General features: G+C 51.7%; 23 protein-coding genes. 10 read left to right on the forward strand and 13 right to left on the reverse strand.

The features are described 5' to 3' along the window. Positions 1 to 183: 183 nt before the first annotated feature. On the reverse strand, positions 184 to 2178 hold the full coding sequence (gene tkt, locus EDI29_RS05900) for a transketolase (protein WP_137740131.1): 1995 nt from the start codon (positions 2176 to 2178) through the stop codon (positions 184 to 186). Positions 2179 to 2588: 410 nt separating this feature from the next. Between tkt and loiP the strand changes: the two genes are divergently transcribed. Both loiP and EDI29_RS05910 read left to right on the forward strand, forming a co-directional pair. Then, positions 2589 to 3341, forward strand: coding sequence for a metalloprotease LoiP (loiP, locus tag EDI29_RS05905; protein WP_137740132.1), 753 nt, complete (start codon positions 2589 to 2591; stop codon positions 3339 to 3341). Positions 3342 to 4015: 674 nt separating this feature from the next. After that, positions 4016 to 4561 (forward strand): helix-turn-helix transcriptional regulator, encoded by a 546-nt coding sequence (locus EDI29_RS05910; protein WP_107169243.1) that lies wholly within the window; start codon positions 4016 to 4018, stop codon positions 4559 to 4561. 57 nt (positions 4562 to 4618) lie between these two features. Here EDI29_RS05910 and speA read toward each other — a convergent pair whose 3' ends face one another. Beyond that, positions 4619 to 6598, reverse strand: coding sequence for a biosynthetic arginine decarboxylase (speA, locus tag EDI29_RS05915; RefSeq protein WP_137740133.1), 1980 nt, complete (start codon positions 6596 to 6598; stop codon positions 4619 to 4621). Positions 6599 to 7313: 715 nt separating this feature from the next. On the opposite strand from speA, the gene metK reads away from it, so the two are divergent. The 7 genes from metK to ruvX all read left to right on the forward strand — a co-directional run bounded on the left by metK (position 7314) and on the right by ruvX (position 12956). Beyond that, on the forward strand, positions 7314 to 8465 hold the full coding sequence (metK, locus tag EDI29_RS05920) for a methionine adenosyltransferase (protein WP_014701545.1): 1152 nt from the start codon (positions 7314 to 7316) through the stop codon (positions 8463 to 8465). 302 nt (positions 8466 to 8767) lie between these two features. Then, entirely contained in the window at positions 8768 to 9280 is a 513-nt protein-coding gene (locus tag EDI29_RS05925) for a SprT family zinc-dependent metalloprotease (protein ID WP_137740134.1), read from the forward strand. Between the two features lie 96 nt (positions 9281 to 9376). Then, the gene (gene endA, locus EDI29_RS05930; protein ID WP_137740135.1) at positions 9377 to 10075 is read left to right on the forward strand and encodes a deoxyribonuclease I; all 699 of its coding nucleotides are present in this window, start codon (positions 9377 to 9379) and stop codon (positions 10073 to 10075) included. A 118-nt stretch (positions 10076 to 10193) separates the two neighbouring features. Beyond that, the gene (gene rsmE, locus EDI29_RS05935; RefSeq protein ID WP_137740136.1) at positions 10194 to 10928 is read left to right on the forward strand and encodes a 16S rRNA (uracil(1498)-N(3))-methyltransferase; all 735 of its coding nucleotides are present in this window, start codon (positions 10194 to 10196) and stop codon (positions 10926 to 10928) included. A gap of 11 nt (positions 10929 to 10939) precedes the next feature. Further along, positions 10940 to 11899 (forward strand): glutathione synthase, encoded by a 960-nt coding sequence (gene gshB / locus EDI29_RS05940; RefSeq protein WP_014701549.1) that lies wholly within the window; start codon positions 10940 to 10942, stop codon positions 11897 to 11899. 74 nt (positions 11900 to 11973) lie between these two features. After that, a complete protein-coding gene (locus EDI29_RS05945; RefSeq protein ID WP_137740137.1) occupies positions 11974 to 12537 on the forward strand; it encodes a YqgE/AlgH family protein in 564 nt (187 codons plus the stop codon). Beyond that, entirely contained in the window at positions 12537 to 12956 is a 420-nt protein-coding gene (ruvX, locus tag EDI29_RS05950; protein WP_137740138.1) for a Holliday junction resolvase RuvX, read from the forward strand. Before EDI29_RS05945 ends, ruvX begins: the two co-directional genes overlap by 1 nt. A 121-nt stretch (positions 12957 to 13077) precedes the next feature. On the opposite strand, the gene fbp is transcribed toward ruvX, so the two are convergent. Then, entirely contained in the window at positions 13078 to 14082 is a 1005-nt protein-coding gene (fbp, locus tag EDI29_RS05955) for a class 1 fructose-bisphosphatase (RefSeq protein WP_107170090.1), read from the reverse strand. Positions 14083 to 14251: 169 nt separating this feature from the next. Here fbp and mpl point away from each other — a divergent pair, with 169 nt between their 5' ends. Beyond that, positions 14252 to 15637, forward strand: coding sequence for a UDP-N-acetylmuramate:L-alanyl-gamma-D-glutamyl-meso-diaminopimelate ligase (mpl, locus tag EDI29_RS05960; RefSeq protein WP_137740139.1), 1386 nt, complete (start codon positions 14252 to 14254; stop codon positions 15635 to 15637). Positions 15638 to 15747: 110 nt separating this feature from the next. Here mpl and EDI29_RS05965 read toward each other — a convergent pair whose 3' ends face one another. The 10 genes from EDI29_RS05965 to tsaE form a co-directional block, all read right to left on the reverse strand. Further along, positions 15748 to 17046, reverse strand: coding sequence for an adenylosuccinate synthase (locus EDI29_RS05965; RefSeq protein WP_014701554.1), 1299 nt, complete (start codon positions 17044 to 17046; stop codon positions 15748 to 15750). Between the two features lie 99 nt (positions 17047 to 17145). Continuing rightward, positions 17146 to 17346 (reverse strand): DUF2065 domain-containing protein, encoded by a 201-nt coding sequence (locus tag EDI29_RS05970; protein ID WP_048262534.1) that lies wholly within the window; start codon positions 17344 to 17346, stop codon positions 17146 to 17148. A gap of 124 nt (positions 17347 to 17470) precedes the next feature. After that, positions 17471 to 18466: a protease modulator HflC gene (gene hflC / locus EDI29_RS05975; RefSeq protein WP_137740140.1), complete on the reverse strand. Its 996-nt coding sequence runs from the start codon at positions 18464 to 18466 to the stop codon at positions 17471 to 17473. Positions 18467 to 18469: 3 nt separating this feature from the next. Next, positions 18470 to 19723: an FtsH protease activity modulator HflK gene (gene hflK, locus EDI29_RS05980; RefSeq protein WP_137740141.1), complete on the reverse strand. Its 1254-nt coding sequence runs from the start codon at positions 19721 to 19723 to the stop codon at positions 18470 to 18472. A gap of 96 nt (positions 19724 to 19819) precedes the next feature. Beyond that, positions 19820 to 21100, reverse strand: coding sequence for a ribosome rescue GTPase HflX (hflX, locus tag EDI29_RS05985; protein WP_107170086.1), 1281 nt, complete (start codon positions 21098 to 21100; stop codon positions 19820 to 19822). Between the two features lie 94 nt (positions 21101 to 21194). After that, positions 21195 to 21494, reverse strand: a complete 300-nt coding sequence (hfq, locus tag EDI29_RS05990; protein ID WP_107170085.1) for an RNA chaperone Hfq — start codon at positions 21492 to 21494, stop codon at positions 21195 to 21197. Positions 21495 to 21607: 113 nt separating this feature from the next. Continuing rightward, positions 21608 to 22549: a tRNA (adenosine(37)-N6)-dimethylallyltransferase MiaA gene (gene miaA, locus EDI29_RS05995; RefSeq protein ID WP_137740142.1), complete on the reverse strand. Its 942-nt coding sequence runs from the start codon at positions 22547 to 22549 to the stop codon at positions 21608 to 21610. Further along, the gene (gene mutL, locus EDI29_RS06000) at positions 22542 to 24524 is read right to left on the reverse strand and encodes a DNA mismatch repair endonuclease MutL (RefSeq protein ID WP_137740143.1); all 1983 of its coding nucleotides are present in this window, start codon (positions 24522 to 24524) and stop codon (positions 22542 to 22544) included. The genes miaA and mutL overlap by 8 nt, the downstream gene beginning before the upstream one ends. Positions 24525 to 24575: 51 nt before the next feature. After that, positions 24576 to 26237 carry an N-acetylmuramoyl-L-alanine amidase AmiB gene (amiB, locus tag EDI29_RS06005; RefSeq protein ID WP_137740144.1) on the reverse strand — a complete coding sequence of 554 codons (1662 nt, stop codon included), beginning with the start codon at positions 26235 to 26237 and terminating at the stop codon, positions 24576 to 24578. Beyond that, positions 26234 to 26716, reverse strand: a complete 483-nt coding sequence (gene tsaE, locus EDI29_RS06010; RefSeq protein WP_137740145.1) for a tRNA (adenosine(37)-N6)-threonylcarbamoyltransferase complex ATPase subunit type 1 TsaE — start codon at positions 26714 to 26716, stop codon at positions 26234 to 26236. The genes amiB and tsaE overlap by 4 nt, the downstream gene beginning before the upstream one ends. Positions 26717 to 26735: the final 19 nt, after the last annotated feature.

Consider the following 26735-nt stretch of genomic DNA (forward strand, 5'->3'; position numbering starts at 1 on the left):
AATTAATGCATAAAAGAAATATTCTCGTTTGGCACACACCAGAAGAGTGACCTACGTCATAAAACTAAAAAAACGGGAGTTGGGGAGATGGCAAAATATGCGGAGCGATGGAGCAAATTAAAGACGAAAAAAAGCCGCCAGCGTTAGCTGACGGCTTCTTATATCAGGATTAACGTAGTGTGATTACTTCAGCAGCGCCTGCGCTTTTTCGACCACGTTATCAACGGTAAAGCCGAATTCTTCGAACAGCAATTCAGCCGGCGCTGATTCGCCGAAGCTCGTCATACCAACAATCGCACCGTTCAGGCCGACGTACTTGAACCAGTAGTCCGCAATACCGGCTTCAATCGCCACGCGCGCCGCTACCGCTTTCGGCAGCACCGCTTCACGGTAGGCGGCATCCTGCTTATCGAACGCATCCGTTGACGGCATCGACACTACGCGCACCTTGCGGCCTGCGGCAGTCAGTTTGTCATACGCCCCCACGGCCAGCTCCACTTCAGAGCCGGTGGCAATCAGGATCAGCTCCGGCTGCCCGTCGCTGTCTTTCAGCACGTAACCGCCTTTCGCTACGTTCGCCAGTTGCTCAGCGGTACGGGGTTGCTGCGTCAGGTTCTGACGTGACAGGATCAGCGACGTCGGGCCGTCCTGACGCTCGATGGCGTATTTCCACGCTACCGCCGTTTCCACCTGATCCGCCGGACGCCAGTTGCTCATGTTTGGCGTTACGCGCAGGCTCGCCAGCTGTTCAACCGGCTGGTGCGTCGGGCCGTCTTCGCCCAGACCGATAGAGTCGTGGGTGTAGACGTAGATGCTGCGGATTTTCATCAGTGCAGCCATACGCACCGCATTACGGGCGTATTCCACAAACATCAGGAAGGTCGCGGTGTACGGCACAAAGCCACCGTGCAGCGCAATCCCGTTGGCTATCGCCGTCATACCGAATTCGCGCACGCCGTAGTGGATATAGTTGCCTGCGTGGTCTTTATCCAGCGACACCGAACCAGACCAGATGGTCAGGTTGCTCGGTGCCAGGTCGGCAGAGCCGCCCAGGAATTCCGGCAGCAGTTTGCCGTAGGCTTCCAGCGCGTTCTGTGAGGCTTTGCGGCTGGCAATTTTCGCCGGATTCGCTTGCAGGTCTTCGATAAATTTCTGTGCCTCTGCCTGCCAGTTGGCGGGCAGTTCACCGCCAGTGCGGCGTTTGAATTCGGCAGCCAGTTCCGGGTACGCGCTGGCATAGGCAGCAAATGCCTCGTCCCAGGCCGCTTCCTTACGCTGACCAGCCAGTTTGGCATCCCAGGCGGCATAAATGTCAGCCGGGATATCAAACGGCGCGTGCGCCCAGCCCAGCTGTTCGCGGGAAGCCGCAACTTCTGCCTCGCCCAATGGCGCACCGTGCGAGTCGTGCGTACCCGCCTTGTTCGGAGAACCAAAACCAATCACGGTTTTGCACATCAGCAGTGACGGTTTATCAGTGACAAGCTGGGCTTCGCCGATGGCGCGTTTGATAGCGTCCGCATCGTGACCGTCCACGCCGCGCACCACATGCCAGCCGTAGGCTTCAAAGCGGGCGGCGGTATCGTCGGTAAACCAGCCTTCAACATGGCCGTCAATGGAAATGCCGTTGTCATCATAAAACGCAGTCAGTTTGCCGAGCTTCATGGTGCCTGCCAGCGAACAGACTTCGTGGGAAATCCCTTCCATCATGCAGCCGTCACCGAGGAAGGTGTAGGTGTGGTGGTTAACAATCTCGTGGCCCGGACGGTTGAACTGCGCCGCCAGCGTGCGCTCGGCAATCGCCATGCCCACTGCATTGGCGATACCCTGCCCCAGCGGGCCGGTGGTAGTTTCAACGCCGGCGGTGTAGCCGTATTCAGGGTGACCCGGCGTTTTGGAATGCAGCTGGCGGAAGTTTTTCAGTTCTTCAATCGGCAGGTCGTAGCCGGAGAGGTGCAGCAGGCTGTAAATCAGCATGGACGCGTGACCGTTAGACAGTACGAAGCGGTCACGGTTGGCCCAGTTAGGGTTAGCCGGATTATGGTTAAGATAGTCGCGCCACAGCACTTCGGCGATATCGGCCATGCCCATCGGTGCACCCGGGTGACCGGATTTGGCTTTCTGCACCCCATCCATGCTCAGCGCACGGATAGCATTGGCAAGTTCTTTACGAGAGGACATGCTTGACTCCAGATCGGATTGAACGAATACCTTCCTGAATAACTCATATTAATCAATGTGTTAAACAGAAATGACAAAATAAATATGATTACAAATGTACATGAAAAATGCAGCGAATGCACATGGAACCGTGAGTAAAAAACAGGGATTTATCAGCTAACGAATCAATCGCGGTTCTTTTGCCAATTGTGCAGTTGATTACAGCACCATACGCCCTGTTTTCCAGTGGCTTCACCTTTATCTATCGTGTCTTTTTGGCACACGCTGGAAACGAAATTCATCGTCGATGAGATATCGGAAAGCAGACAAATCAGATTTTCCGATCTATTTATCAATGTCATTTTCGGGTAACTTATAGCCGCTTTTTTGGGTATTAAAAAATAAACATTAATCGTATGGAGATGATTTTTATGGCTATTCGTTCTTCTGTACTGGCGCTGTGTGTCGCAACCTTGCTGACCGGCTGCCAGAACTTAAACACCAGTACCTTAATGCAGTCCGGCGCACAGGCTTTCCAGGCGGCAACGCTCAGTGATGCTGATGTTAAATCACTCAGCAATCAGTCCTGTGAGCAAATGGATAAAGAAGCAAAAATTGCCCCTGCCGACAGCAAATACACACAGCGCCTGAATAAAATTGCAGATGCACTGGGTCATGACATCAACGGTACACCAGCCAACTATAAGGTTTATCTGACAAAAGACGTTAACGCCTGGGCAATGGCTAACGGTTGCATCCGCGTATACAGCGGCTTGATGGACATGATGAATGACAACGAAGTGGAAGGCGTTCTCGGCCACGAAATGGGTCACGTCGCGCTGGGTCACTCTCGTAAAGCGATGCAGGTTGCCTACGCAACGACTGCCGCACGTACTGCGGTTGCCTCTGCTGGCGGCGTAGCGGCATCATTGTCACAATCCCAACTCGCCGATCTGGGAGAAGAACTGGTTAATTCCCAATTCTCTCAAGCTCAGGAAAGCCAGGCTGATGACTATTCCTTTGATTTACTGAAGAAACGCGGCATCAAACGAGAAGGTCTGGCAACCAGCTTTGAGAAACTCGCTAAACTGGATGCCGGTCGTGAGAGCAGCATGTTTGATTCCCATCCTTCTTCTGAAGGACGCGCCAAACACATTCGTGAGCGTATCGCTACCGAGAAGTAATCACACACGCTGATTACCCGCAAAAAATATGCACCCGGGCAATTGAAAAAATCTCAATTGCCCGTTAGTCATCCGACCACTATCATCCCCGCCGTATTACCTGTAAGCTGTTGGATAACAGCAACCTCTAATTGTTTCGATCCTCATTATGATAGGATTTAAGAATTAATAAATATAAATAGATAGCTATTTACAATCATATTACTGTTCCGTTCTCTTTTTAAGAAACGATGCTCGACAGATTTCCAGATGCTGGAAAGCAAAAGAAAGCGAGTGAAGCAACATACGGATAAGCAGTCGCCACGATTAACGCAGAGACTCGCGTCGCAATAGCAGGAGGGATGGGATAACCCTATGTATTTAAAGATAGAAATAAACCAGTAAATCAAGCATACTATGTTACACCGATAAGAATTTTTCCAGTTTGATCATAGAGATAGATGATAAAATCAGTTGTTGCTTCCACTGATTTATCTAGAGGCTCTACCTTTTAGCGATGCAAGACACTTCAGGCTCGCGATTTCTTAATAACTGGATAACGTCAGCAACGATTATTGGTTTGTGGCCACTTTCAGACAATAAACTCATATGTGTTAAAAATCATGGATGTGAGAATTTTCAGTAAATGCAATTTTACCACGGTAGGATTACGGGAAATCCTATCGAGTATTCCTATGCTCTCGATAAAACCTGTCAACAGGTTTACGCTACAACAAGGAAAGAAAAAGTGTATTTTCATCATTGATGGTAGCAGCGAAGGCTTTGAAGAATACTATGAGTCGATAAGAACCCACTTTTATAATATGGCGTCATCGTTCATTATCATCAATAATTCCCCCAATCACCCCCCCGTGTGTATTGACGAAAAAACGATTCTTATTTCCAAGTCGGCACACATCAATTCTTTTTATAAATTGCTCGACTTCGTTCACCATCACGATCGCCGTCTATTCAGCCCCGTCAGGCTATCGAAATCTGAATATGCTGTGTTTCAGTATTGGAGTGCGGGTTACTCAGCAGAAACGATTGCCGATCTTATCGGGTTAAATAAAAAATCAGTACTGAACAGCAAATCAAGATTACTGAATAAATATGGCGTTCAGGATAAAAACTCTCTATTGCTTATTGCTAAAATTATCTTCAAAGACAGTGTCATTGAAGAATTTGATTCCCTTCCCAAACCAGCAACCGATATCAATATGGGTCATTCGCTTATCTGATCGCAGGCGAAAAAAAGGGATGCTCACTCGCATCCCTTTTCACTCAATCCATCACACTTATTCATCTTCCAAATAAGTATAGCCATACAGTCCGGTTTCAAATTCTTCCATGAACTGCGCCTGAAGTTCAGCATCAAGGTCGGTTTCTTTAACCTGATCGCGGAAACGGGTCATCAGCACTTTAGGGTCAAGCTGCACATATTCCAGCATATCGGCGACCGTATTCCCTTCGTCAGACTCTTCAATCTCAACGGTGCCATCCTGGAAGACAAACACGTCGACCGTCGACGTATCGCCAAACAGATTATGCATGTTGCCCAGAATTTCCTGATAGGCACCCACCATAAAGAAGCCCAGCAACGGCGGATTTTCTGGATCGTAAGGCGGCATTGGCATCGTTGTCGCGATTCCATCGCCATCGACATAATGATCGATCGTACCATCCGAGTCACAGGTGATATCCAGCAGGACAGCACGACGCTCAGGCGGCTTATCCAACCCTTCCAGCGGCAGTACCGGGAACAGTTGATCGATACCCCATGCATCCGGCATAGATTGGAACAACGAGAAGTTGACATACAATTTGTCAGCCATGCGTTCCTGTAATTCATCGATCACCGGCCGATGCGCACGGTTACTCGGGTCTAACTGTTCCTGAATCATCTGGCAGATGCTCAAATACAGCTGCTCTGCTTTTGCACGCTGCGTCAGGTCCAACATGCCGTGCGTGTACTGGGTATGCACATCATGCAAGTCCATTTGGCTGTCATGTAACCACTCACGCAGCGAACGGCGTTTACCCGGCTGCTTGATTTCTTTCCAGGTTGACCACAGGCTCTCCAACGCACGCGGCGCGTCTTCTTCCGGCTCGGTAGGTTCGCTGAATTCGTTACGCTCAACCCCGATAATATTGGAAACCAACACGGTATGGTGCGCGGTGACCGCACGGCCAGACTCGGTGATGACCGTCGGATGTGGCAACCCGTGTTCGTTACAGGCATCGCCGATGCCCCAGATCACGTTGTTGGCGTACTCATTCAGACCATAGTTGACTGAACAGTCGGACTGGGAACGGGTTCCTTCATAATCAACGCCCAAGCCGCCACCAACATCAAAGCACTGGATATTTACACCCAGTTTATGCAACTCAACATAGAAGCGCGCAGACTCACGCACGCCCGTCGCGATATCACGGATATTTGCCAGTTGCGATCCCAAATGGAAATGCAGTAATTGCAGGCTATCCAACTTCCCAGCCTCGCGCAGCATCTCAACCAGTTGCAGCACCTGAACCGCAGCCAGACCAAATTTGGATTTTTCGCCGCCGCTGGATTGCCATTTACCCGACCCCTGAGAGGCGAGACGCGCGCGAACGCCGAGGCGCGGCACCACATTCAAACGCTCTGCCTCTTCCAGCACCATCCGGATTTCAGACATCTTTTCGATGACCAGATAAACCTTGTGACCCAGCTTTTCGCCGATCAGTGCCAGGCGGATGTATTCGCGGTCTTTGTAGCCATTACACACAATCACCGTGCGGGTCATTCCCGCATGGCCCAGTACCGCCATCAGTTCCGCTTTTGAACCGGCCTCAAGGCCTAACGGCTCACCGGAATTAGCCAATGACTCAATGACGCGACGATGCTGGTTAACCTTGATCGGGTAAACCAGAAAATAGCCGCCTTCATAGCCAAACGATTCGCGAGCCTGTTTAAACGCAGCGTTGATAGAACGCAGGCGATGCTGAAGAATTTGCGGAAAGCAGAACAGCGCAGGAAGGCGCTGATGGTGATCTTTCTGCATATCTTTGACCAATTTGGCCAGATCGACGCGAGCTTCTGGGACGTCGGGGTCCGGGCACACGCTAATGTGACCTAACTCATTGACGTCATAGTAATTATTTCCCCACCAGGCAATATTATAGGTACGAAGCATTTCGCTGGCATTACGGTCATTCATGGCAACCTCCTGCATAGAGCGCAAATTTTCATGTTTACCCGTCGCTGACGAGCCGTGATGAATCATGTCGTCAGACATAACGAACCTCTTCTTTTTCTATACTGCTAATCACATCAGTACCTGAATAAACAGCCCACATAAGCATACCTGCAACATGCGGCGTCGACAGTGAAAAAACCGGTCTAGTGAAGTATGCCGTCACTTTATTACTCTTATTAGTGTAAAACACGTTGTCAGGCTCCGTGTTACGGGTCGCGAAAACTCGTTGTGAAAACCACCGGGCGAACGTGACCAGAAAGGCGTTAAACGCTTCTGGCAGAAAGAATAACAGGCAGATTAACCAGCCCTGGAGTCCTGTGTTGAATTTAACGACAGGCTACGTCTGGATACGGAAAAGAAGGGTTGAGTCGCTGACGCGGTCGCGTCAAAAGGGACGTATTGCGAAGGCAATACACTCAGTAAACAACGGATCATTAATCCAATCACCTCCACGCGCGCCGCAGCCATGCGGTCAGCTATCAATGAGAAATTCAAGATGTTGCGGATTAGATTACCTCTAACCGCCCGCGCGTTTATACAGAGATGCTGCCAGAAAAGCAAAATGAAAATTATCGCCAGTCATCTCTTGTAAAAGAAAAAATGGCCGATGTTTAAATGTGATGGCGGGCTAACACGAAAAACTACTGGCACTGAGACCAAAAGGTGACCTAGAATAGCCATCCAGATGTTAATCCGTCTATACCGATTAACCGATACATTGCTTAGCGGCTTTGATTTGAAGGTAAAGAAACTCATGGCTAAACACCTTTTTACGTCCGAGTCAGTCTCTGAAGGACACCCTGATAAAATTGCTGACCAGATTTCTGATGCGGTTCTTGACGCCATTCTGGAGCAAGATCCAAAAGCGCGTGTCGCTTGTGAGACCTATGTAAAGACCGGAATGGTGTTAGTCGGTGGTGAAATTACTACCAGCGCCTGGGTCGATATCGAAGAAATTACCCGTCGTACCGTGCGTGACATCGGTTATGTCAATTCTGAAATGGGCTTTGATGCCAACTCTTGTGCCGTATTGAGTGCCATTGGCAAGCAGTCTCCTGATATCAATCAGGGCGTTGACCGCCGCGACCCGCTGGAACAAGGTGCAGGCGATCAGGGTTTGATGTTCGGCTACGCGACCAACGAAACTGACGTATTGATGCCAGCACCTGTAACTTATGCACACCGTCTGGTTCAGCGCCAGTCAGAGGTTCGCAAGAGCGGTTCTCTACCGTGGTTGCGCCCGGATGCGAAAAGCCAGGTTACGTTCTTGTACGACGATGGCAAGATTGCCGGTATTGATGCCGTGGTGCTGTCTACCCAGCATTCAGAAGACATTAGCCAGAAAGATCTGCATGAAGCGGTGATGGAAGAGATCATCAAACCGGTTCTGCCTGCTGAGTGGCTGTCTGCCAATACCAAATATTTCATCAATCCGACAGGGCGCTTTGTTATTGGCGGCCCAATGGGTGACTGCGGTCTGACCGGTCGTAAAATCATCGTTGATACCTACGGCGGCGCTGCTCGCCACGGTGGCGGTGCGTTCTCCGGTAAAGATCCGTCTAAAGTAGACCGTTCTGCTGCCTATGCTGCACGCTATGTCGCCAAGAATATCGTTGCTGCGGGTCTGGCCGATCGCTGCGAGATTCAAGTGTCTTATGCTATCGGCGTGGCAGAACCTACCTCCATCATGATCGAAACCTTCGGCACAGAGAAAGTGTCTACCGAGCAACTCACGCTGCTGGTGCGTGAATTCTTCGATCTGCGTCCTTACGGCTTAATCCAGATGCTGGATCTGCTGCATCCGATTTATCAGGAAACGGCAGCCTATGGTCACTTTGGCCGTGAACATTTCCCATGGGAAAAAACGGACAAAGCTGCACAACTGCGTGAAGCTGCGGGTCTGTAATCCAGCAACGCAATAAAGACCAAACAGCGAATGAAGATTCGCTGTTTGAGGTTACTGATAAAGTCCGTAGAGCGAGAGCAACGGATAGATCGTAAAGACGCTGTAAACACGTCCCTGTGCGCTCGGCTTGCGCCATCCTTGGCGCAAACGCTTTACTCTTCTATTCCGTTACTCTCGTTTTCGTTCGACAAATAGGTTTGTCAACTGTCTGAAACGGCGAATTCTCATTCGCCGTTTTTCATTATGATTTCCCTCTGCTCCACCTATTGCGTCTCCCTGCCACTCAATTTATGCTCACAGCAATGAACACACCCCGAATCCCCATTGCCAGCCATCAGGCTGTGATGCGCTGCCTGCGTGATAAATTACAGCAGGCCAACCTCACCTTGCAGACTGACTACGCTGAACCCACAGTGAATTACCAGCAACGCGGTTCAACCGCTGGAACAGCCTGGCTGCAACACTGGGAAATTCGGCTGAACCCCGTCTTGTTGCAGGAAAATCAGCAGGCTTTTATCGATGAAGTCGTTCCTCACGAATTGGCTCATCTGCTGGTCTACGCCCGTTTCGGCCGTGTCGCACCGCATGGCAAAGAATGGCGCTGGATGATGGAAAGCGTCCTGCTCGTCCCGGCAAAACGCACGCATCGGTTTGCAGTGCAATCCGTGCAGGGGAAGACCTTTACCTACCTGTGCGATTGCCAACGGCATGAACTTACAATCCGTCGGCACAATCGAGTACAACGGGGCGAAACAGAATATCGCTGCCGTCGTTGCGGGAAAACCTTACGTCATGATGTAAAAAACTCTATTTAAACGGGAATTTCCAGTTTTAAAAACTGCTTTTACGTTTGCTTGCCGCTAAGACATCCGGTAGTCTGCCAACTTTACCGCCTGTGGATTATTTGGAATATGCTACGCAAAATTCTCGCTATCGCTGCCGTTGGCGCGGGTCTATTTTCGGCCATCGCGCAGAGTCAAAACATCAATAATTTTTCGCAGGCAAAAGCCGCCGCTGTCGACATTAATCGCGATGCGCCTGGGTCGTTCTACTGCGGCTGCAAAATTACGTGGCAGGGCAAGAAAGGTACGCCCGATCTGGAATCCTGCGGTTATCAGGTTAGAAAGAATGAACAGCGTGCCAGCCGCATTGAGTGGGAACACGTTGTGCCCGCCTGGAAGTTCGGCCACCAGCGCCAGTGCTGGCAGGATGGCGGCAGAAAGAACTGTAACAGCGACCCCGTCTACCGTGAGATGGAAACCGATTTGCATAACCTGCAACCTGCTATCGGCGAGGTAAATGGCGATCGCGGCAATGCCATGTATGGTCAGTGGAACGGTGGTGCATCCCAATATGGTCAATGCGAGATGAAGGTCGATTTCAAAAACAATCTGGCAGAACCACCGACTCGCGCCCGCGGCCAGATCGCACGAACCTATTTCTACATGCGCGACCGCTATCAGTTACGCCTTTCCAGCCAGCAGACTCAGCTGTTCGAAGCCTGGGATAAGCAGTACCCCGTCACGCAATGGGAATGTACCCGCAACCAACGCATCGCCGCAAAGCAGGGAAACCCAAATCCCTACGTTCAACAGGCTTGCCAGCGCTAGTTCGTCTACCTACTATAGCGAATCAGTTTCCAGTGCAACCACCGTCAAATGACGGTGGTTTTACCTATTTCTGGCGTCTCTGCGCCGGTTAATTTTCATTCAAAGGTCTTAATTCAGTATGCGAGTACCCCGCATTTTCCACCCAGAGACGCTCCCCCTTAACGGTGGTGAAGTCGAACTAAGCGACGATGCCGTCAACCATGTTGGTCGCGTGTTACGCATGAATACGGGCCAGTCATTGCAGCTATTTGATGGCAGCAATCATGTCTTTGATGCAGAAATTATCGCGGCGGGAAAAAAGAGTGTGCGCGTTAGCTTCGCAGCAGGTAAGTTGGAAGATAAAGAATCTCCCCTGCATTTGCATCTGGGACAGGTGATATCGCGCGGCGAGAAGATGGAATTTACCATTCAGAAATCCATCGAGCTGGGCGTCAATGTGATTACGCCGCTGCTGTCTGAACGCTGTGGGGTAAAACTGGATGCAGAACGTATGGAAAAGAAAATTATCCAGTGGCAAAAAATTGCGGTTGCTGCCTGTGAACAATCTGGCCGCAACTGTGTGCCGCTGGTTCGGCCAGCGATGACGCTGGAAGCCTGGTGTGCGGAGCAAGACAACGCGCTGAAATTGAATCTGCACCCACGTGCGACACAGAGTATCAATACACTACCGCTGCCGGTAGATCGGGTTAGGTTGCTGATCGGCCCGGAAGGCGGGCTCACCGCCAGTGAAATTACCATGACCTCAGAACACGGATTCACTGATATCCTGTTGGGGCCACGCGTCTTGCGCACAGAAACCACTGCACTCACCGCCATGACCGCCTTACAGGTACGTTTCGGCGATTTGGGGTAAAGGAGAAAAGAATGATCAAACTCGGTATCGTGATGGACCCAATCGACACCATCAATATCAAGAAAGACACCAGCTTTGCCATGCTGCTGGAAGCACAGCGCCGTGGTTGGGAACTGCATTATATGGAGATGAACGATCTCTATATGCACGCAGGCGTCGCGCGCGCAACAACGCGCCGCCTGAGCGTCCAGTACGACTACGACGGCTGGTACGATTTCTCTGGCGAGCAGGATATTGCGCTGGAAGAGTTGGATGTGGTGCTGATGCGTAAAGATCCGCCGTTTGATACGGAGTTCATCTACGCCACCTATATTCTGGAACGTGCGGAAGAGAAAGGCACGCTGATCGTCAACAAGCCGCAAAGCCTGCGCGATTGCAATGAAAAGCTCTTCACTGCCTGGTTCCCGCACCTGACGCCCGATACGCTCGTCACGCGTCGTGCAGACAAACTGCGTCAGTTCCATGAAAAACACGGTGACGTTATTCTCAAACCGTTAGACGGCATGGGCGGCGCGTCTATTTTCCGTTTGAAGCAGGATGATGCCAACGTCTCGGTCATCATCGAAACCCTGACCGAACACGCCAGCCGCTACTGCATGGCGCAAAACTACCTGCCTGCGATTAAAGACGGCGACAAGCGCGTGCTGGTGGTTGATGGCGAACCGGTTCCTTACTGCCTGGCGCGTATTCCCAAAAGCGGTGAGACACGCGGCAATCTGGCTGCTGGTGGTCGTGGCGAAGCACGCCCGCTAACCGAAAGCGACTGGAAAATCGCCCGTGACGTCGCACCAACGTTAAAAGCCAAAGGCCTGATTTTCGTCGGTCTGGACATCATCGGTGACCGTCTGACAGAAATTAACGTCACCAGCCCGACCTGTGTGCGTGAAATCGAAGCGGCCTACCCAGACGTGTCCATCACCGGCATGCTAATGGACGCGATTGAAAAACGTCTGGCCGCACGTACCCGTTAATACCAATTACGCAATCCGGCCCGCGCAACACGGGCCGTTTCTCCAACGCTGACGGATATCGATAAAAATACACAATGAATTTACAGCATCACTTCCTCATTGCTATGCCAGCACTACAGGACTCTGTATTTAAACGTTCGGTGGTCTATATCTGCGAACATAATGAAGACGGAGCCATGGGGCTGATCATCAACAAACCGATGGATCAGTTTTCCGTGGAAAATGTGCTGAAAAAGCTCAAAATAGACCCAACGCCACGCGATCCTGCCATCCGGTTAGATAAACCCGTATTTATGGGTGGCCCGCTGGCAGAAGATCGTGGTTTTATCCTACATACCCCCTGCTCCGGCTTCGGTTCCAGCATCAGTATTTCTGAGGACACCATGATTACCACCTCAAAAGACGTACTGGAAACGTTGGGCACCCCCAAGCAGCCAAAAAATACACTGGTCGCCTTAGGCTATGCCGCTTGGGATAACGGCCAGTTGGAAGAAGAACTGTTGGATAATGCCTGGCTGACGACGCCAGCCGACAAAGACATTTTGTTCCACACACCGATTGCCGAGCGCTGGCGAGCGGCAGCCAAAAAACTGGGTATCGATATTCATAATATCTCTACTGAAGCAGGACACGCTTGATGACCAGCAGAACCATTATTGCCTTTGATTTTGGGACAAAAAGCATCGGCGTCGCAATTGGTCAGGAGATTACCGGTACAGCACGTGCCCTCACATCGTTCAAAGCGCAGGAAGGCATCCCCGACTGGCAAAAAGTGGAGAAGCTGTTATCAGAATGGCAGCCCGATCTGGTCGTCGTCGGCCTGCCGCTCAACATGGATGGCACCGAGCAGCCGCTGACGGCACGGGCGCGAAAGTTCGCTAACCGACTGCATGGCCGTTTCGGCGTCGCTATTGAGCTACACGATGAACGCTTGAGTACGGTGGAGGCGCGCGCCGATCTCTTTGAACGCGGTGGCTTTAAAGCGCTGGATAAAGGTAGCGTAGATGCTGCCTCTGCGGTGATTATTTTGGAAAGCTGGTTCGAGGCTCAGTGTTAGAAAAAGCGGTGAGTATTTTTTAAAATCGCTGCAATGACGAACAAAGATGGCGTACTGGATAGCACGCCATAAGCAGTCATCCCGCATTGGCAGATTACCCGCCGACACGAGACAGCATTAATTAGGCATCGGGAAATTCACGGATGAAACGTTCAACGTCATCAACCATGGATTCCGTTCCCACAAAGAACGGTGAGCGCTGATGCAGTTTCTCTGGCGTGATATCCAGAATACGGTTTTTACCGTCGCTCGCTTTACCGCCCGCCTGCTCCGCCAGAAACGCCATCGGGTTGCATTCGTACAGCAAACGCAGTTTGCCTTTCGGATAGCTCGCCGTACTTGGATACAGGTAGATTCCGCCTTTCAGCAGATTACGGTGGAAATCTGCGACCAGTGAGCCGATATAACGCGACGTATAAGGACGCTGCGTCTCTTCATCCTGCTCCTGACAGTATTTGATGTATTTCTTCACACCGACAGGAAACTTGATGTAGTTTCCTTCGTTGATGGAATACATGTTCCCTTTTTCCGGGAAGCAAACTTTTTCATGCGAGAGACAGAACACGCCGAGTGACGGATCGTAGGTAAAAGCATGAACGCCATGACCCGTGGTGTACACCAGCATGGTAGAAGAACCGTAAACGATATAGCCCGCAGCAACCTGCTGGCTACCCGGCTGCAAGAAGTCCGCTTCCGTGACGGAGGTTCCCAGCGGCGTAATACGGCGGTAAATAGAGAAAATCGTACCGACAGAGACGTTTACATCGATATTCGACGAGCCGTCCAGCGGGTCCATCAGAACAACATACTTAGCGTTTTCCGCCTTATCGCCTTCAAAGATAACGATCTCGTCTTCTTCTTCAGAGGCAATACCTGCCACTTCACCACGCGCCTTTAATGCCGCTTTCAGTTTCTCATTGGCATACAGATCGAGCTTCATCTGCACTTCGCCCTGAACATTAGAAACGCCACTGGCTCCCAGGATATCAACCAGACCGGCTTTATTGATATCACGGTGAATAATCTTGGCACCCAGTTTAATAGCAGACAGCAGCGCGGTAAGCTCACCTGTGGCGTGAGAGAAATCGTGCTGTTTTTCGACGATAAATTCGCCTAACGTTTTCATAACACTATTCCAGAATCTACGGATGAAAAGCGGTTTCATTTCTGCACCGCCAACGTTTGCGCATGCAGTGTAGCCCAAAGAGAAAGTGAGTACCTAGTCAAATCCATTTCTTATGGCGGATTCATAGCGTTAGAATATGACGCAGACTCACTGCGAAGATGGAAAATGTATGCGTATTCATATTTTAGGTATCTGCGGCACCTTTATGGGTGGCCTTGCCCTACTCGCCCGCTCTTTGGGGCATGACGTCACGGGCTCAGATGCGAATGTTTATCCCCCCATGAGTACCTTACTGGAAGAGCAGGGAATCACACTGATTCAGGGATACGATCCGGCACAACTTACTCCCGCCCCCGACCTGGTCATCATCGGTAATGCCATGTCTCGCGGTAACCCGTGCGTCGAGGCCGTGCTAGAACAGGGGTTACCTTATGTTTCTGGTCCACAGTGGCTGCATGATTATGTGCTGCGCGATCGCTGGGTGATTGCCATTGCGGGAACGCATGGTAAAACCACTACGGCGGGGATGGTCACCTGGATTCTGGAAGATTGTGGCTACCAGCCTGGCTTTGTGATCGGCGGCGTTCCTGGCAATTTCACCGTTTCCGCACGGTTGGGTGGCAGCCCGTTCATGGTGCTTGAAGCTGACGAATATGACTGCGCATTCTTCGACAAACGTTCCAAGTTCGTCCATTACTGCCCAAGAACGCTGGTGCTCAACAACCTTGAGTTCGATCACGCCGATATCTTTGACGATCTGAAAGCCATTCAGAAACAGTTCCACCATCTTGTTCGACTAGTACCGGGCAGCGGGAAAATCATCTCTCCAACCAATGATCTTAACCTCAAACAGGTAATGGCAATGGGGTGCTGGAGTGAACAGGAGTTGGTCGGAGAAGAAGGCGTGTGGCGCGCACAGAAAGTGGCTATTGATGCCAGCCAATATCAGGTTTACCTGAACAATGAACTTGTCGGCGAAGTTCATTGGAAATTGGTGGGTGAACACAACATGCATAACGGGTTGATGGCCATCGCGGCGGCGCACCACGTTGGCGTCTTGCCCGCAGATGCCTGCCGCGCACTCGGTGGTTTTATCAACGCCCGTCGTCGTCTTGAATTACGCGGCACAGAACATGGCGTCGCGGTGTATGACGATTTTGCACACCACCCTACTGCTATTCTGGCTACGCTGTCGGCATTACGCAGCAAGGTGGGGGGAACAGCCCGTATTTTGGCCGTACTGGAACCCCGTTCGAACACCATGAAATTGGGGATGTGCAAAAACGAACTCGCCCCGTCATTAGCCCGTGCCGATGAAGTTTTCCTCTTCCAACCGACGCATATTCCGTGGCAGGTCGTAGAAGTCGCGGAAGCCTGCATACAACCCGCACACTGGAGCGCGGATATTGATACGCTGGTAGAAAACATCGTCAAAACTGCACAGCCAGGCGATCACATTCTGGTCATGAGCAACGGCGGGTTCAGTAACATCCACAATAAGCTACTGGATAGCCTGAAGAAGAAAGCGCAGAAGGCGGAAGAAGCTCAAGAATAACGCGTCAGAAGCCGCTGTTGTTCACACCGCCGCGGTGAAACGGTAGATAGCAAAAAGGACGGGAATCCCGTCCTTTTTCATAGTTGCATCACCCATTAAGAATGGTGCAATCAAGCATCAAACGGGTCACGCAATATCATGGTTTCGCTGCGATCTGGGCCGGTGGAAATAATATCAATCGGCACACCCGTAACTTCTTCGATACGTTTAATGTAGTTCAGCGCAGCCTGCGGCAGCTTGCTGTGATCTTTCACGCCAAATGTGCTTTCAGACCAACCCGGCACAGTTTCGTAAATCGGCTCAAGACCTTCCCAACCTTCAGCAGCCAGCGGGGTGGTATCCACTTCGGTGCCATTCGGCAAACGATAACCTACGCAGATCTTAATCTCTTTCAGACCGTCCAGAACATCCAGCTTGGTCAGGCAGAAACCTGACAGCGAGTTGATCTGTACCGCACGACGCACGGCCACGGCATCCAGCCAGCCAGTACGACGGCGACGACCTGTCGTCGCGCCAAACTCATTACCTTTCTGAGACAGATGCTCGCCGACTTCCTCAAACAGTTCAGTCGGGAAGGGACCTGCACCTACACGGGTAGAGTAAGCTTTAACGATCCCCAGAACGTAATCTACATAACGTGGACCCAGGCCAGAGCCAGTAGCAACGCCACCCGCCGTGGTATTTGAGGAGGTCACATACGGGTATGTACCATGGTCAATATCCAGCAACGTGCCCTGTGCGCCTTCAAACATGACGAAATCGCCACGCAGGTGCGCTTTGTGCAGCAGATCGGAAACATCAACAACCATAGCGGTCAGGATGTCGGCGATCGCCAACACATCGTCCAGCACTTTCTGGTAGTCGACAGCATCAACTTTGTAGTAGTTAACCAGTTGGAAGTTATGGTATTCGATGATTTCTTTCAGTTTGACGGCGAACGTTTCTTTATCAAACAGATCGCCAACGCGCAGGCCGCGGCGTGCAACTTTATCTTCATACGCTGGGCCGATACCGCGACCCGTCGTACCAATCGCTTTTGCACCACGCGCTTTTTCACGCGCGTTATCCAGTGCGACGTGATAAGGCAGAATTAGCGGACAGGCTTCAGAAAGCAGCAGACGTTCGCGTACCGGGACGCCACGCGCTTCAAGCTCCGTCATTTCTTTCATCAATGCGTCAGGCGCTAGCACGACACCGTTACCGATGATGCTGACGACATTTTCACGCAGAATGCCAGAAGGAATTAAATGAAGGACGGTTTTTTCACCGTTGATAACCAGCGTATGGCCCGCGTTGTGACCACCCTGATAGCGCACAACATATTTAGCCCGTTCAGTCAGCAGGTCAACGACCTTGCCTTTACCTTCGTCACCCCATTGGGTGCCCAGTACGACGACGTTCTTACCCATTTCAAGAATCACCAGGTTGCTTAAAAAAGGATTCTACCATCTCATTTGGATGCTTTCAGTACTTTTAGCACACGATTGCGCACATTTTTCCGCTTAATTTTAGCCACCCATCCGGCTACGCAACATGTAGTAGATCACGCACCCTGCAACAACTATTCCGCCGCCAAAACGGCGCAAAATATTATCCGGCAACTGTGCCATACCCAAAATCATCCGCCGCCAGAGGCGGGGAAACAGCAGCGGCCCCAGCCCTTCAAGCACCAACACCAGCCCAAGCGCCAGCCAAATCGTTGAATTCATAACCACCTCTTTTCCCACGCCAAGCACAAACGGGACTAAACCCTGTAAATGATCTCTGCCAGCAAACGACAAAAAAAAGCCCGGAGAATAACCCGGGCTTGATAACGACGTCAGTTAATAGCGATCAGCGGCGCGGTGCCATGCTGCTTTCCGGTGACTTCATGTAGCGGAAGAAGTCGCTATCCGGGCTGAGAACCATCACGTCCTGATTATTACTGAAGCTACTTTCATACGCACGCAGGCTACGAACGAAAGAGTAGAAGTCAGGATCTTCACTGAATGCATTCGCAAACAATTTCGCTGCTTCGGCATCACCTTCACCGCGGGTGATTCGCCCTTGGCGCTCGGCTTCAGCCAGCGTACGGGTCACTTCATAGTCTGCCGTTGCTTTCAGCTTTTCAGCCTCTTCCTGACCTTGTGAACGGTGGCGACGCGCTACCGCTTCACGCTCTGCACGCATACGTTGATAAATAGCGTCAGACACTTCGGTTGGCAGGTTGATTTGCTTAATCCGCACATCGATAACTTCAATACCCAGCGCAGCCATACTGTTAGGGTTGATGTGAGGTTCGTTGCTTGTCGTCTCTTTCTCAACGCGCGCAGCAGCCGAAGCAATCGCATTATCGGCCTCGGTGGTTTCACCCGTACCGGTATTCAGCGCTTCACGCACGTCCGACATCAGTTGACCACGTGAGTCGGTAACAATGCCTTTTACATCCAGACGACCAATCTCAGAACGCAGACGGTCACTGAATTTACGTTTCAGCAGCACTTCAGCCTGAGAGATGTCACCACCGCCCGTCGCCAGATAGTAGCGGCTGAAATCGCTGATACGCCATTTCAGATAGGAATCGACAATCAGGTCTTTCTGCTCTTTAGTGATGAAGCGGTCAGCCTGATTTTCCATCGTCTGAATACGCGCATCCAGCATTTTCACTGAGTCGATAAACGGAACCTTGAACTGCAATCCCGGTGCATAAATCAGCGGCTTGTTTTCGTCATCACGCAGTACTTTACCAAAACGCATTACAATGCCGCGCTGGCCTTCCTGCACCACAAACAGTGACGCATAGACCACCATCAGTACCAGGATCAGGATAAATAGTAAGGGCTTACGCATCGATTATTCTCTCCCTACTCGAGTGAAGTCATCACGCTGCGCATTTGCTTTGCGCTGATCCATGATATTTCCATTGTTACTGCTGCGCGTTGGGTTGCTATTCGCCGCACTGCTGCTGTTACCAGGCAAACGCAGTGGGTTAGCGCTGCTGTTGCTTTGCGTATTTTCACTGCCTTGTCCACGCAGCATCTGATCCAACGGTAGCACCATCAGGTTACTTCCTTTGTCATTGACCAGAACTTTACGGGTATGGCTTAGTACGCGCTCCATCGTTTCAATATACAAACGCTCGCGGGTAATTTCCGGTGCCGCTTTATATTCCGGTAATACGCGGGCAAAGCGGGCAACTTCACCTTGAGCTTCCAGAACGGTACGGGTTTTATAAGCGCGAGACTCTTCCAGAATACGCTGAGCCTGACCGTTGGCGCGCGGCTGCACTTCATTCGCGTACGCTTCCGCTTCACGAATGTATTGCTGCTCGTTTTCACGCGCGGCAATGGCATCATCAAACGCGGCCTTCACTTCTTCCGGTGGACGAGCGGTCTGGAAGTTGACGTCCAGCAGCGTGATCCCCATGTTGTACGGACGAACAGTTTCTTCCAGTACACGCTGGGTATCCGTACGCACAATGGTACGGCCTTCAGTCAAAATTTTGTCCATCGTGTACTTACCAATAACGCCGCGCAGCGCGCTGTCAGTCGCCTGACGCAGGCTGTCATCCGCATTGGTTACGCTGAACAGATATTGTTCAGGCTGTGTGACACGATACTGTACGTTCATTTCAACGCGCACGACGTTTTCATCCGATGTCAACATCACACCTGACGTCGCCAGTTCGCGTACCGACTCAACGTTCACCGCGCGAACCGAGTCGATAAAGGAGGGTTTCCAGTTAAGACCCGGCCCAACCAGATGGCTGAACTTACCAAAGCGCGTGACGACACCGCGTTCCGCTTCTTTAATGGTATAGAAACCCGTAGCAGCCCAGATGACAACCGCGGCGACGGCAGCGATACCGACGATCCGGCCACCCAGTGCTGGGCCGCCAGAATTTCCGCTGTTGTTCGAGCCTGAACCTTTCCCGCCACCCAGATCGCTGAGTTTTTTACTCAGCTTACGGAAGATGTCGTCCAGATCCGGAGGCCCCTGATCTCGGCCACCTTTATTATTATTTCCGCCAGAGTTGCCGCCATTATTGCTGCTGCTCCCCCACGGGTCGCGGTCTTGTCCGTTATTACCGGGCTGATTCCACGCCATGTTTTAGCTCCATTCTTTATGATAGGTGTTCTTCAGGTTCAATATCCCAGAGTCCGTCAGACTATTTCGCCGTACAGACTGTATCTACCAGTCAAATCAGACAATATAGTCCATCAGTTCCTGCTCTTTTTTGCAGAGGCGGTGCCAGTCGGCAATCGGCATACGAATAACCAAACCAATTTGCCCATCCTCTTCAATCCATTCTTTTTCTATTGCCTGAAGCTGGTAAAAACGACTACGCAAGCGTCCTGCCTGCGGGGGAAGATGCAACGTATGTTGTGCGATTTCCCCGGAAAGCCGCTCAGTCAATGCCTGAAATAACAACGGAATACCGTCGCCAGTCTGTGCTGAAAGCCAGACCCGTACCGGTAGATTCTCTTCGTTGCGATCGATACGCGGAACGAAATCATCCAGCATATCAATCTTGTTCATTACCAACAGCGCAGGTATCTCATCCGCTTCGATTTCCGCCAGTACGTCATGAACCGCCTCGATGTTCTCGTCAAGACGAGGATCGGCGGCATCAACAACGTGCAACAGCAGTGAGGCTTGACGTGTTTCCTGTAATGTAGCCTTAAACGCAGCCACCAAATCGTGGGGTAACTGACGGATAAAACCTACGGTATCCGCCAGCACTGTATCACCGACATCATCCACCTCAATGCGGCGTAATGTTGGGTCCAGTGTGGCAAATAACTGATCGGCGGCATAAACGCCCGCCGATGTAATCTTGTTAAACAGCGTGGATTTACCGGCGTTGGTATAGCCCACCAGCGAAACAGTGGGAACATCGGCACGAACCCGCGACCGACGTCCTTGTTCACGCTGCTTTTCTACCCGTTCGAGACGCGACAGTATCTGAGAGATACGATTACGCAATAAACGGCGATCCGTTTCAAGCTGGGTTTCACCTGGGCCACGTAAACCGATACCGCCTTTCTGGCGTTCAAGGTGCGTCCAACCGCGAACCAGTCGGGTCGCAAGGTGACGCAGTTGTGCCAGTTCTACCTGTAATTTCCCCTCGTGAGTACGCGCACGCTGGGCAAAAATATCTAAAATCAGTCCGGTACGATCGATCACCCGGCACTCACACAAACGCTCCAGGTTACGTTCCTGAGCCGGCGTCAGCGCGTGATCAAACAGCACGACAAACGCGCCAGTTTCTTTCACTACCTGAGCAATTTCTTCGGCTTTGCCCTCCCCGACAAAATACTTGGGGTGAGGTGCCTTACGACTACCAGTAACCACCTGCAAAGATTCAATACCGGCTGAAGAAACCAGAGATTCAAACTCTAGCAGATCGTCCGTATCTCTATCTTGCGAGAAAAAAATATGAACTAATATGGCCCGTTCACCTGATTCATAACGGTCAAACAAGCGAGTAACCTCTCAAACGAGCAAAAAACACCACAGCGAAGGAGCCGAGCGATGCGTCCAGCTCTCCCGCGCCGTGGTGAATTGACAATACGCCTTATTCAGCGTCATCAGCATCCTGCGACTGTTGCTGCGCAGTCGTGTTACTACCATGATAGTTGCTACCGCCGCCTGGATTGTTGCTATGGTGAGACACTGGGCGAGAAGGAACAACTGTAGAGATGGCATGTTTATAAACCATCTGACTGACCGTGTTTTTCAACAAAATCACGAACTGATCGAAAGATTCGATCTGACCTTGCAGCTTAATACCGTTCACCAAATAAATCGAAACCGGAACACGTTCACGACGCAAAGCGTTCAAGAACGGATCTTGCAAAGATTGCCCCTTAGCCATTCTATATTTTCCTTATTTGTATGTTGTTTGTAACAAAGAACCCTATGGCTCTAAAATAACGGTGTAAAAAAACTTGCACGCTGAGACTCATCGATTGTACACAATCACCCAACCTATGCACTAACAACCTCTATTACCTCGTCCAGTGCTTCCGTCGGTTTTTCGCTATCCAACCAGCAGACATCATCCCAACCGCGCAGCCAGGTCATTTGCCGTTTCGCTAACTGACGCGTCGCACAAATGCCTCGATAAACCATCTCATCGTAATCAATTTCACCGGATAAATATGACCACATCTGGCGGTAACCAACACAACGAATAGAGGGCATATTCGTATGAAGATCCTGCCGGGCAAACAATATCCGGGCTTCTTTCTCAAAACCCGCTGCCAACATCTGATGAAAACGCTGTTCAATTCGCTGATGCAACAATTCACGCGTCGCCGGGGCGATAGCAAACTGATGAACCTGATAGGGCAGTGCATCGCCAGACGTTTTTGTCAGCTCAGTTAAAGTGTTACCTGAAACGAAAAAAACTTCCAGTGCTCGCGAGAGTCTCTGCGGATCATTTGGATGAATCCGAATTGCCGCTACCGGGTCGATCTCACTAAGTTGCCGATGCATTGCTTCCCAACCGACTTCTTTTGCCTGCTCTTCAATGCGCTGACGCACCGCAGCATCGGCTGACGGCAGAGGAGAAAGCCCCTCCAGCAGCGTCTTGAAATACAGCATCGTCCCCCCGACCAGAAGGGGAATGCGCCCGGCGGCGATAATCTCCGCCATCTCGCGTAGCGCATCGCGGCGAAAATCAGCCGCAGAATAGGATTCAGCCGGATCGAGAATATCAATTAACCGATGCGGTGCCTGCGCCAGTTCTTCTGCGCTTGGCTTCGCCGTCCCGATATCCATACCTTTATAGATGAGGGCGGAATCAACGCTAATCAACTCCACTGGCAAATATTCTCGTAACGCCATTGCCAATGCCGTTTTTCCTGACGCAGTCGGCCCCATAATGAAAATAGCGGGCGGCAACGACGTTTTTTCTACATCACTCATGCTTTAACGCCTTGATGGCATCCTGGATGTCCATCATAAATAAAAGTTCAGACGGTGGCGCTTTCGCCAGTTGCGGACAAAGCCGTTCGACATCCGCCAGTAATTGTATAGCCTGAGAATGGCTCCAGTTATCCTGCTCGCTCTGCAATCGCGTTGCCATCCACGATGCTAACGCGCCAGACTCCACCTGCTGTGACTCAACCGTCTGATTGTCGGCCAGATAGCCTATCAGTTCAGAGATCAAGTTTTGTAAATTTTGTTGGCGCAATGGTAAAGGTACAGCACGCAACGTGGCACGCTGTGACTCAACCAATACATCAATACCAAAATGCGTCAGCAAAGCATGATGGGTAGACAACACGTTCAGTTCGGATTTGCTTAGCGTCAGCCGCTGAGGAATCAGTAACGGCTGTGCCCGTAGCCCCTCTTCAGACGGCGTTAATTGCACGACCTTCAGATAACGCTCAGCAACGGAAAGCGACAGCATCGCCAATCCTTTATGGTACTCCAACAGCGCATAGCACGGCGGATATACCGTCAGCACTCGGCCAAAACCGCTCGATTGACTTTCCAACGGGGACTCAACGGGCGCACGTTGCCTATTATTGTTGGCGGTGGTGTCCGCTGCGGTTCGCGTCAATGAGGCATCATGCAATATCGCAGGGGAGGCAGCGGTATCTGCCGAGGCAATAGTCGGCGGCTCGTCAGACGATGGTAGGCTATCTGTCGGTTGCAGCAGTGCCTTATACAGCTCGCCCTGCTTTCTCTGATACGGATTCTCCGGCTGATAGCCAGAATAGGCAGCTTCTCGCGCCTGACCAGAATGACCCGTACGCGGCGTTTTCTCCCCAGCCGAAGATGGCTTTTCAGTACGCGATGGCTGGGCAAAGTGGTTTTCACCAGCGGCGGAACGGTTCTCCTGCTGCCACTGTACAGGCTTCCCGGTTTCCGGCTCTGTCATGCCAAGCCCCGGCGCGGATGCCTGCTGTAGCACGGACATCACGGCCTGATAGATAAAGTCATGCACCAGACGAGCCTGATGGAACCGTACCTCATGCTTGGCAGGATGAACGTTGACATCAACCTGATGCGGATCGATCTCCAGATACAGCACATAAGCGGGCTGCTGATCGTCACTAAGCTGGTCTTGATAAGCCTGCCGGATAGCATGATTAATCAATCGATCGCGCATCATGCGCTGGTTTACGTAGCAATACTGCATGTCAGGCAGTTGCTTGGCACCAACCGGATCGGCAACCCAGCCATGAATAGTGAGATCGCCATGCTGCCATGACACCGCCAATGCATGTTGCAGGAACGTCGCACCGCAGATGTTGCCCAACCGACGTTCATACTGGCTTTTATCCGGTGCCGCTCGATACTGCCGCATCAGCTTACCGTTATGATGCAGCGTGATGGCAACATCAAAACGTGCCAGCGCAATGCGGCGCACCACCTCATCAATATGGGTAAATTCGGTTTTCTCGGTGCGCATAAATTTGCGGCGAGCGGGCGTGTTATAAAACAGATCCAGCACTTCCAGCGTGGTGCCTACAGGGTGGGCAGCAGGTTTAACCGTTACCGCCATATCGCGCCCTTCGGCATAGGCCTGCCAGGCCTCGGACTGTTCAGCAGTGCGTGATGTTAGGGTTAAACGGGAGACGGAGCTGATACTCGCCAGCGCTTCGCCGCGAAACCCCATGCTGACAATCGCTTCCAGATCGTCGAGCGTCGCGATTTTACTGGTCGCATGACGGGCAAGCGCTAACGTTAACTCATCCTTTCCGATGCCTGAACCATTGTCACGGATACGAATCAGCTTCGCACCACCGCGTTCAATGTCGATATCAATCCGAGTCGCCCCTGCATCCAGACTGTTTTCCACCAGTTCCTTCACGACCGAAGCCGGACGTTCAACCACTTCCCCGGCAGCAATCTGGTTAGCCAACTGCGGTGGCAACACCTGAATCGGCATGGCGTATTCCTCTTACTATCCTCAATCTATCGACATCGTCAGCATGAAGAATCAGGCGGACGGTATAATCAGCGTTTGCCCCAGCTGTACCGAACCGGAACGCAGATTATTTGCCTGTTGAATATCTTTCATGCTGACACCGTAACGGGCAGCGATCGCACTCAGGCTATCACCCTTTACGACCTTATGCCTCACCGGCGCTGCTTTTTTGGGCGCTGGCGTTGACGCCGTCTGTTTCGTTCCGGTAGCCGGAATATTCAGGCGCTGCCCAACCCAGACGATATCCTTGTTCAGCTTATTCACGTCACGCATTGCCGCGAGGCTGACACCATAACGCCGTGCAATCGAAGAAAGTGTTTCGCCACGCGCAACAGTATGACGCGTGCTGCCCGCACTCGCTTTTGCCGTACTGACGTTATCGCTCGACGTTGTTGTATTACTTGCCGCCGACTGTAGTGGGCGGCTTTCCTGCTTTGGGAGGGATTGCATCGGATGCGTCTGGAAGTAACTTCTCAGCCCCTGATAAATCGCATTGGCGATTTTTTCCTGATAATCGTTGCTTCCTAACAGCCGCTCTTCCGAGAGATTAGTGATAAACCCGGTTTCCACCAGCAGAGAAGGAATATCCGGTGAGCGCAACACACCCAGGCTGGCATGCTCTGGCCGCCGTTTATGCAAACCTCCAACACGCTGGAGCTCACGCAGCACCTTGGTCGCCACGTCATACCCAACGCGCTGGGAGTGGCCAAATTGCAGATCCAGCACCGCCTGACTGAGGTAAGGATCGGCACCGCTGTTCGCCAGCAAATCGCCCGCGCCGCCCAATAATTCAGACTGTTTCTCGTGCTGTTCCAGCCAGTTAGCCATTTCACTATTCGCACGGCGGTTGGATAGCACCCAGACCGAAGCACCTTTAGCATTGCGGTTCGGCGCAGCATCGGCGTGGATCGACACTAACAGGTTCGCGCCCTGCTTACGCGCCACGTCCGAACGCCCCATGACGGAGATAAAGTAATCGCCGTCGCGCGTTAATACCCCTTTAAATGCCGGATCGTTATTCAGCAAAGCTTGTAGCTTACGGGCAATAGAAATGGTGACATTTTTCTCCCGCAGCCCGTTCGTGCCAATCGCGCCAGGATCTTGTCCACCGTGACCGGCATCAATCGCTACAACAACGCGTTCATTTCCCTGCCGGGCTGGCGACGGCGAACCGCCGCTCACGACGACCGTCGGCTTGTTGGTAAACGGATTCTTTGCGGGTTCTGCCGGCGCACGATTTTGCTGCCGTGAAACAGGGGGCGTTGGGGCTTGTGCCGTTTTCGCGTTGTCACCCGTGATGGTGAAGACGACAACGTAACCCGAACCTTCTTTTTGCGTCACCGCCCGCGTTTTGGCCGCCTGCGTTAAATCCAGCACCAAACGCAGGCTTTGTGCATCCTGTGCATTGCTGGTTCGCACGCGCTTAATCAGATTTTGCCCGCTGAAATCTAACGGCAGCCCCTGAATGACGCCGCTCTGGCGAATATCGATAACCACTCTGGCAGGGTTGCTGAGCGGGAAAAAGGCATAAATCGGCTGGCCGCTAAAGCTTAATCGCACTGTGGCTTGGCCTGACGCGTTATCCACCTTGATATCCGACAGATTGGCGGCCAACGCCGATCCCGCAAGCAATAGCCATACGCCGATGAACAGCGTAACCATACGACTCATCATGATTCTGTTGTTCCTGGCTGAAGAGAAAAACGGTGTAACATCGCGTCTCCCGTAGCAGAGACAGCGGACAGTTCAGCCTGTCGGCCCTCATCCTGATAGCGCAAATGCAGCTCGATATCCGCGTCGGGCAGCACGCCAGCGCCCTGCTGCGGCCACTCAATCAGGCAAATAGCATCCTGCGTCAGGTAATCCCGAATCCCCATAAACTCCAACTCTTCCGGGTCGGCCAGTCGATAGAGATCAAAGTGGTAAACAGCCAGTGGAGACAACGCATAAGGTTCCACCAACGTATAAGTAGGACTTTTGACATTGCCCTGGTGACCGCGCGCCTGTAGGAAGCCGCGACTAAACGTCGTTTTCCCCGCGCCGAGATCGCCATAAAGATGGATAACACAAGCGCCGTCACAGGCTTTCGCCAGTGCAGTGCCTAATGAAATGGTTGCTGCCTCATCAGGCAGAAGTAAGACTATTTTTTTCATTCTATTGTTCTAAAAACAT

The sequence above is a fragment of the Pectobacterium polonicum genome, assembly GCF_005497185.1.
In the GTDB taxonomy this organism is placed as follows: Bacteria; Pseudomonadota; Gammaproteobacteria; order Enterobacterales; family Enterobacteriaceae; genus Pectobacterium; species Pectobacterium polonicum.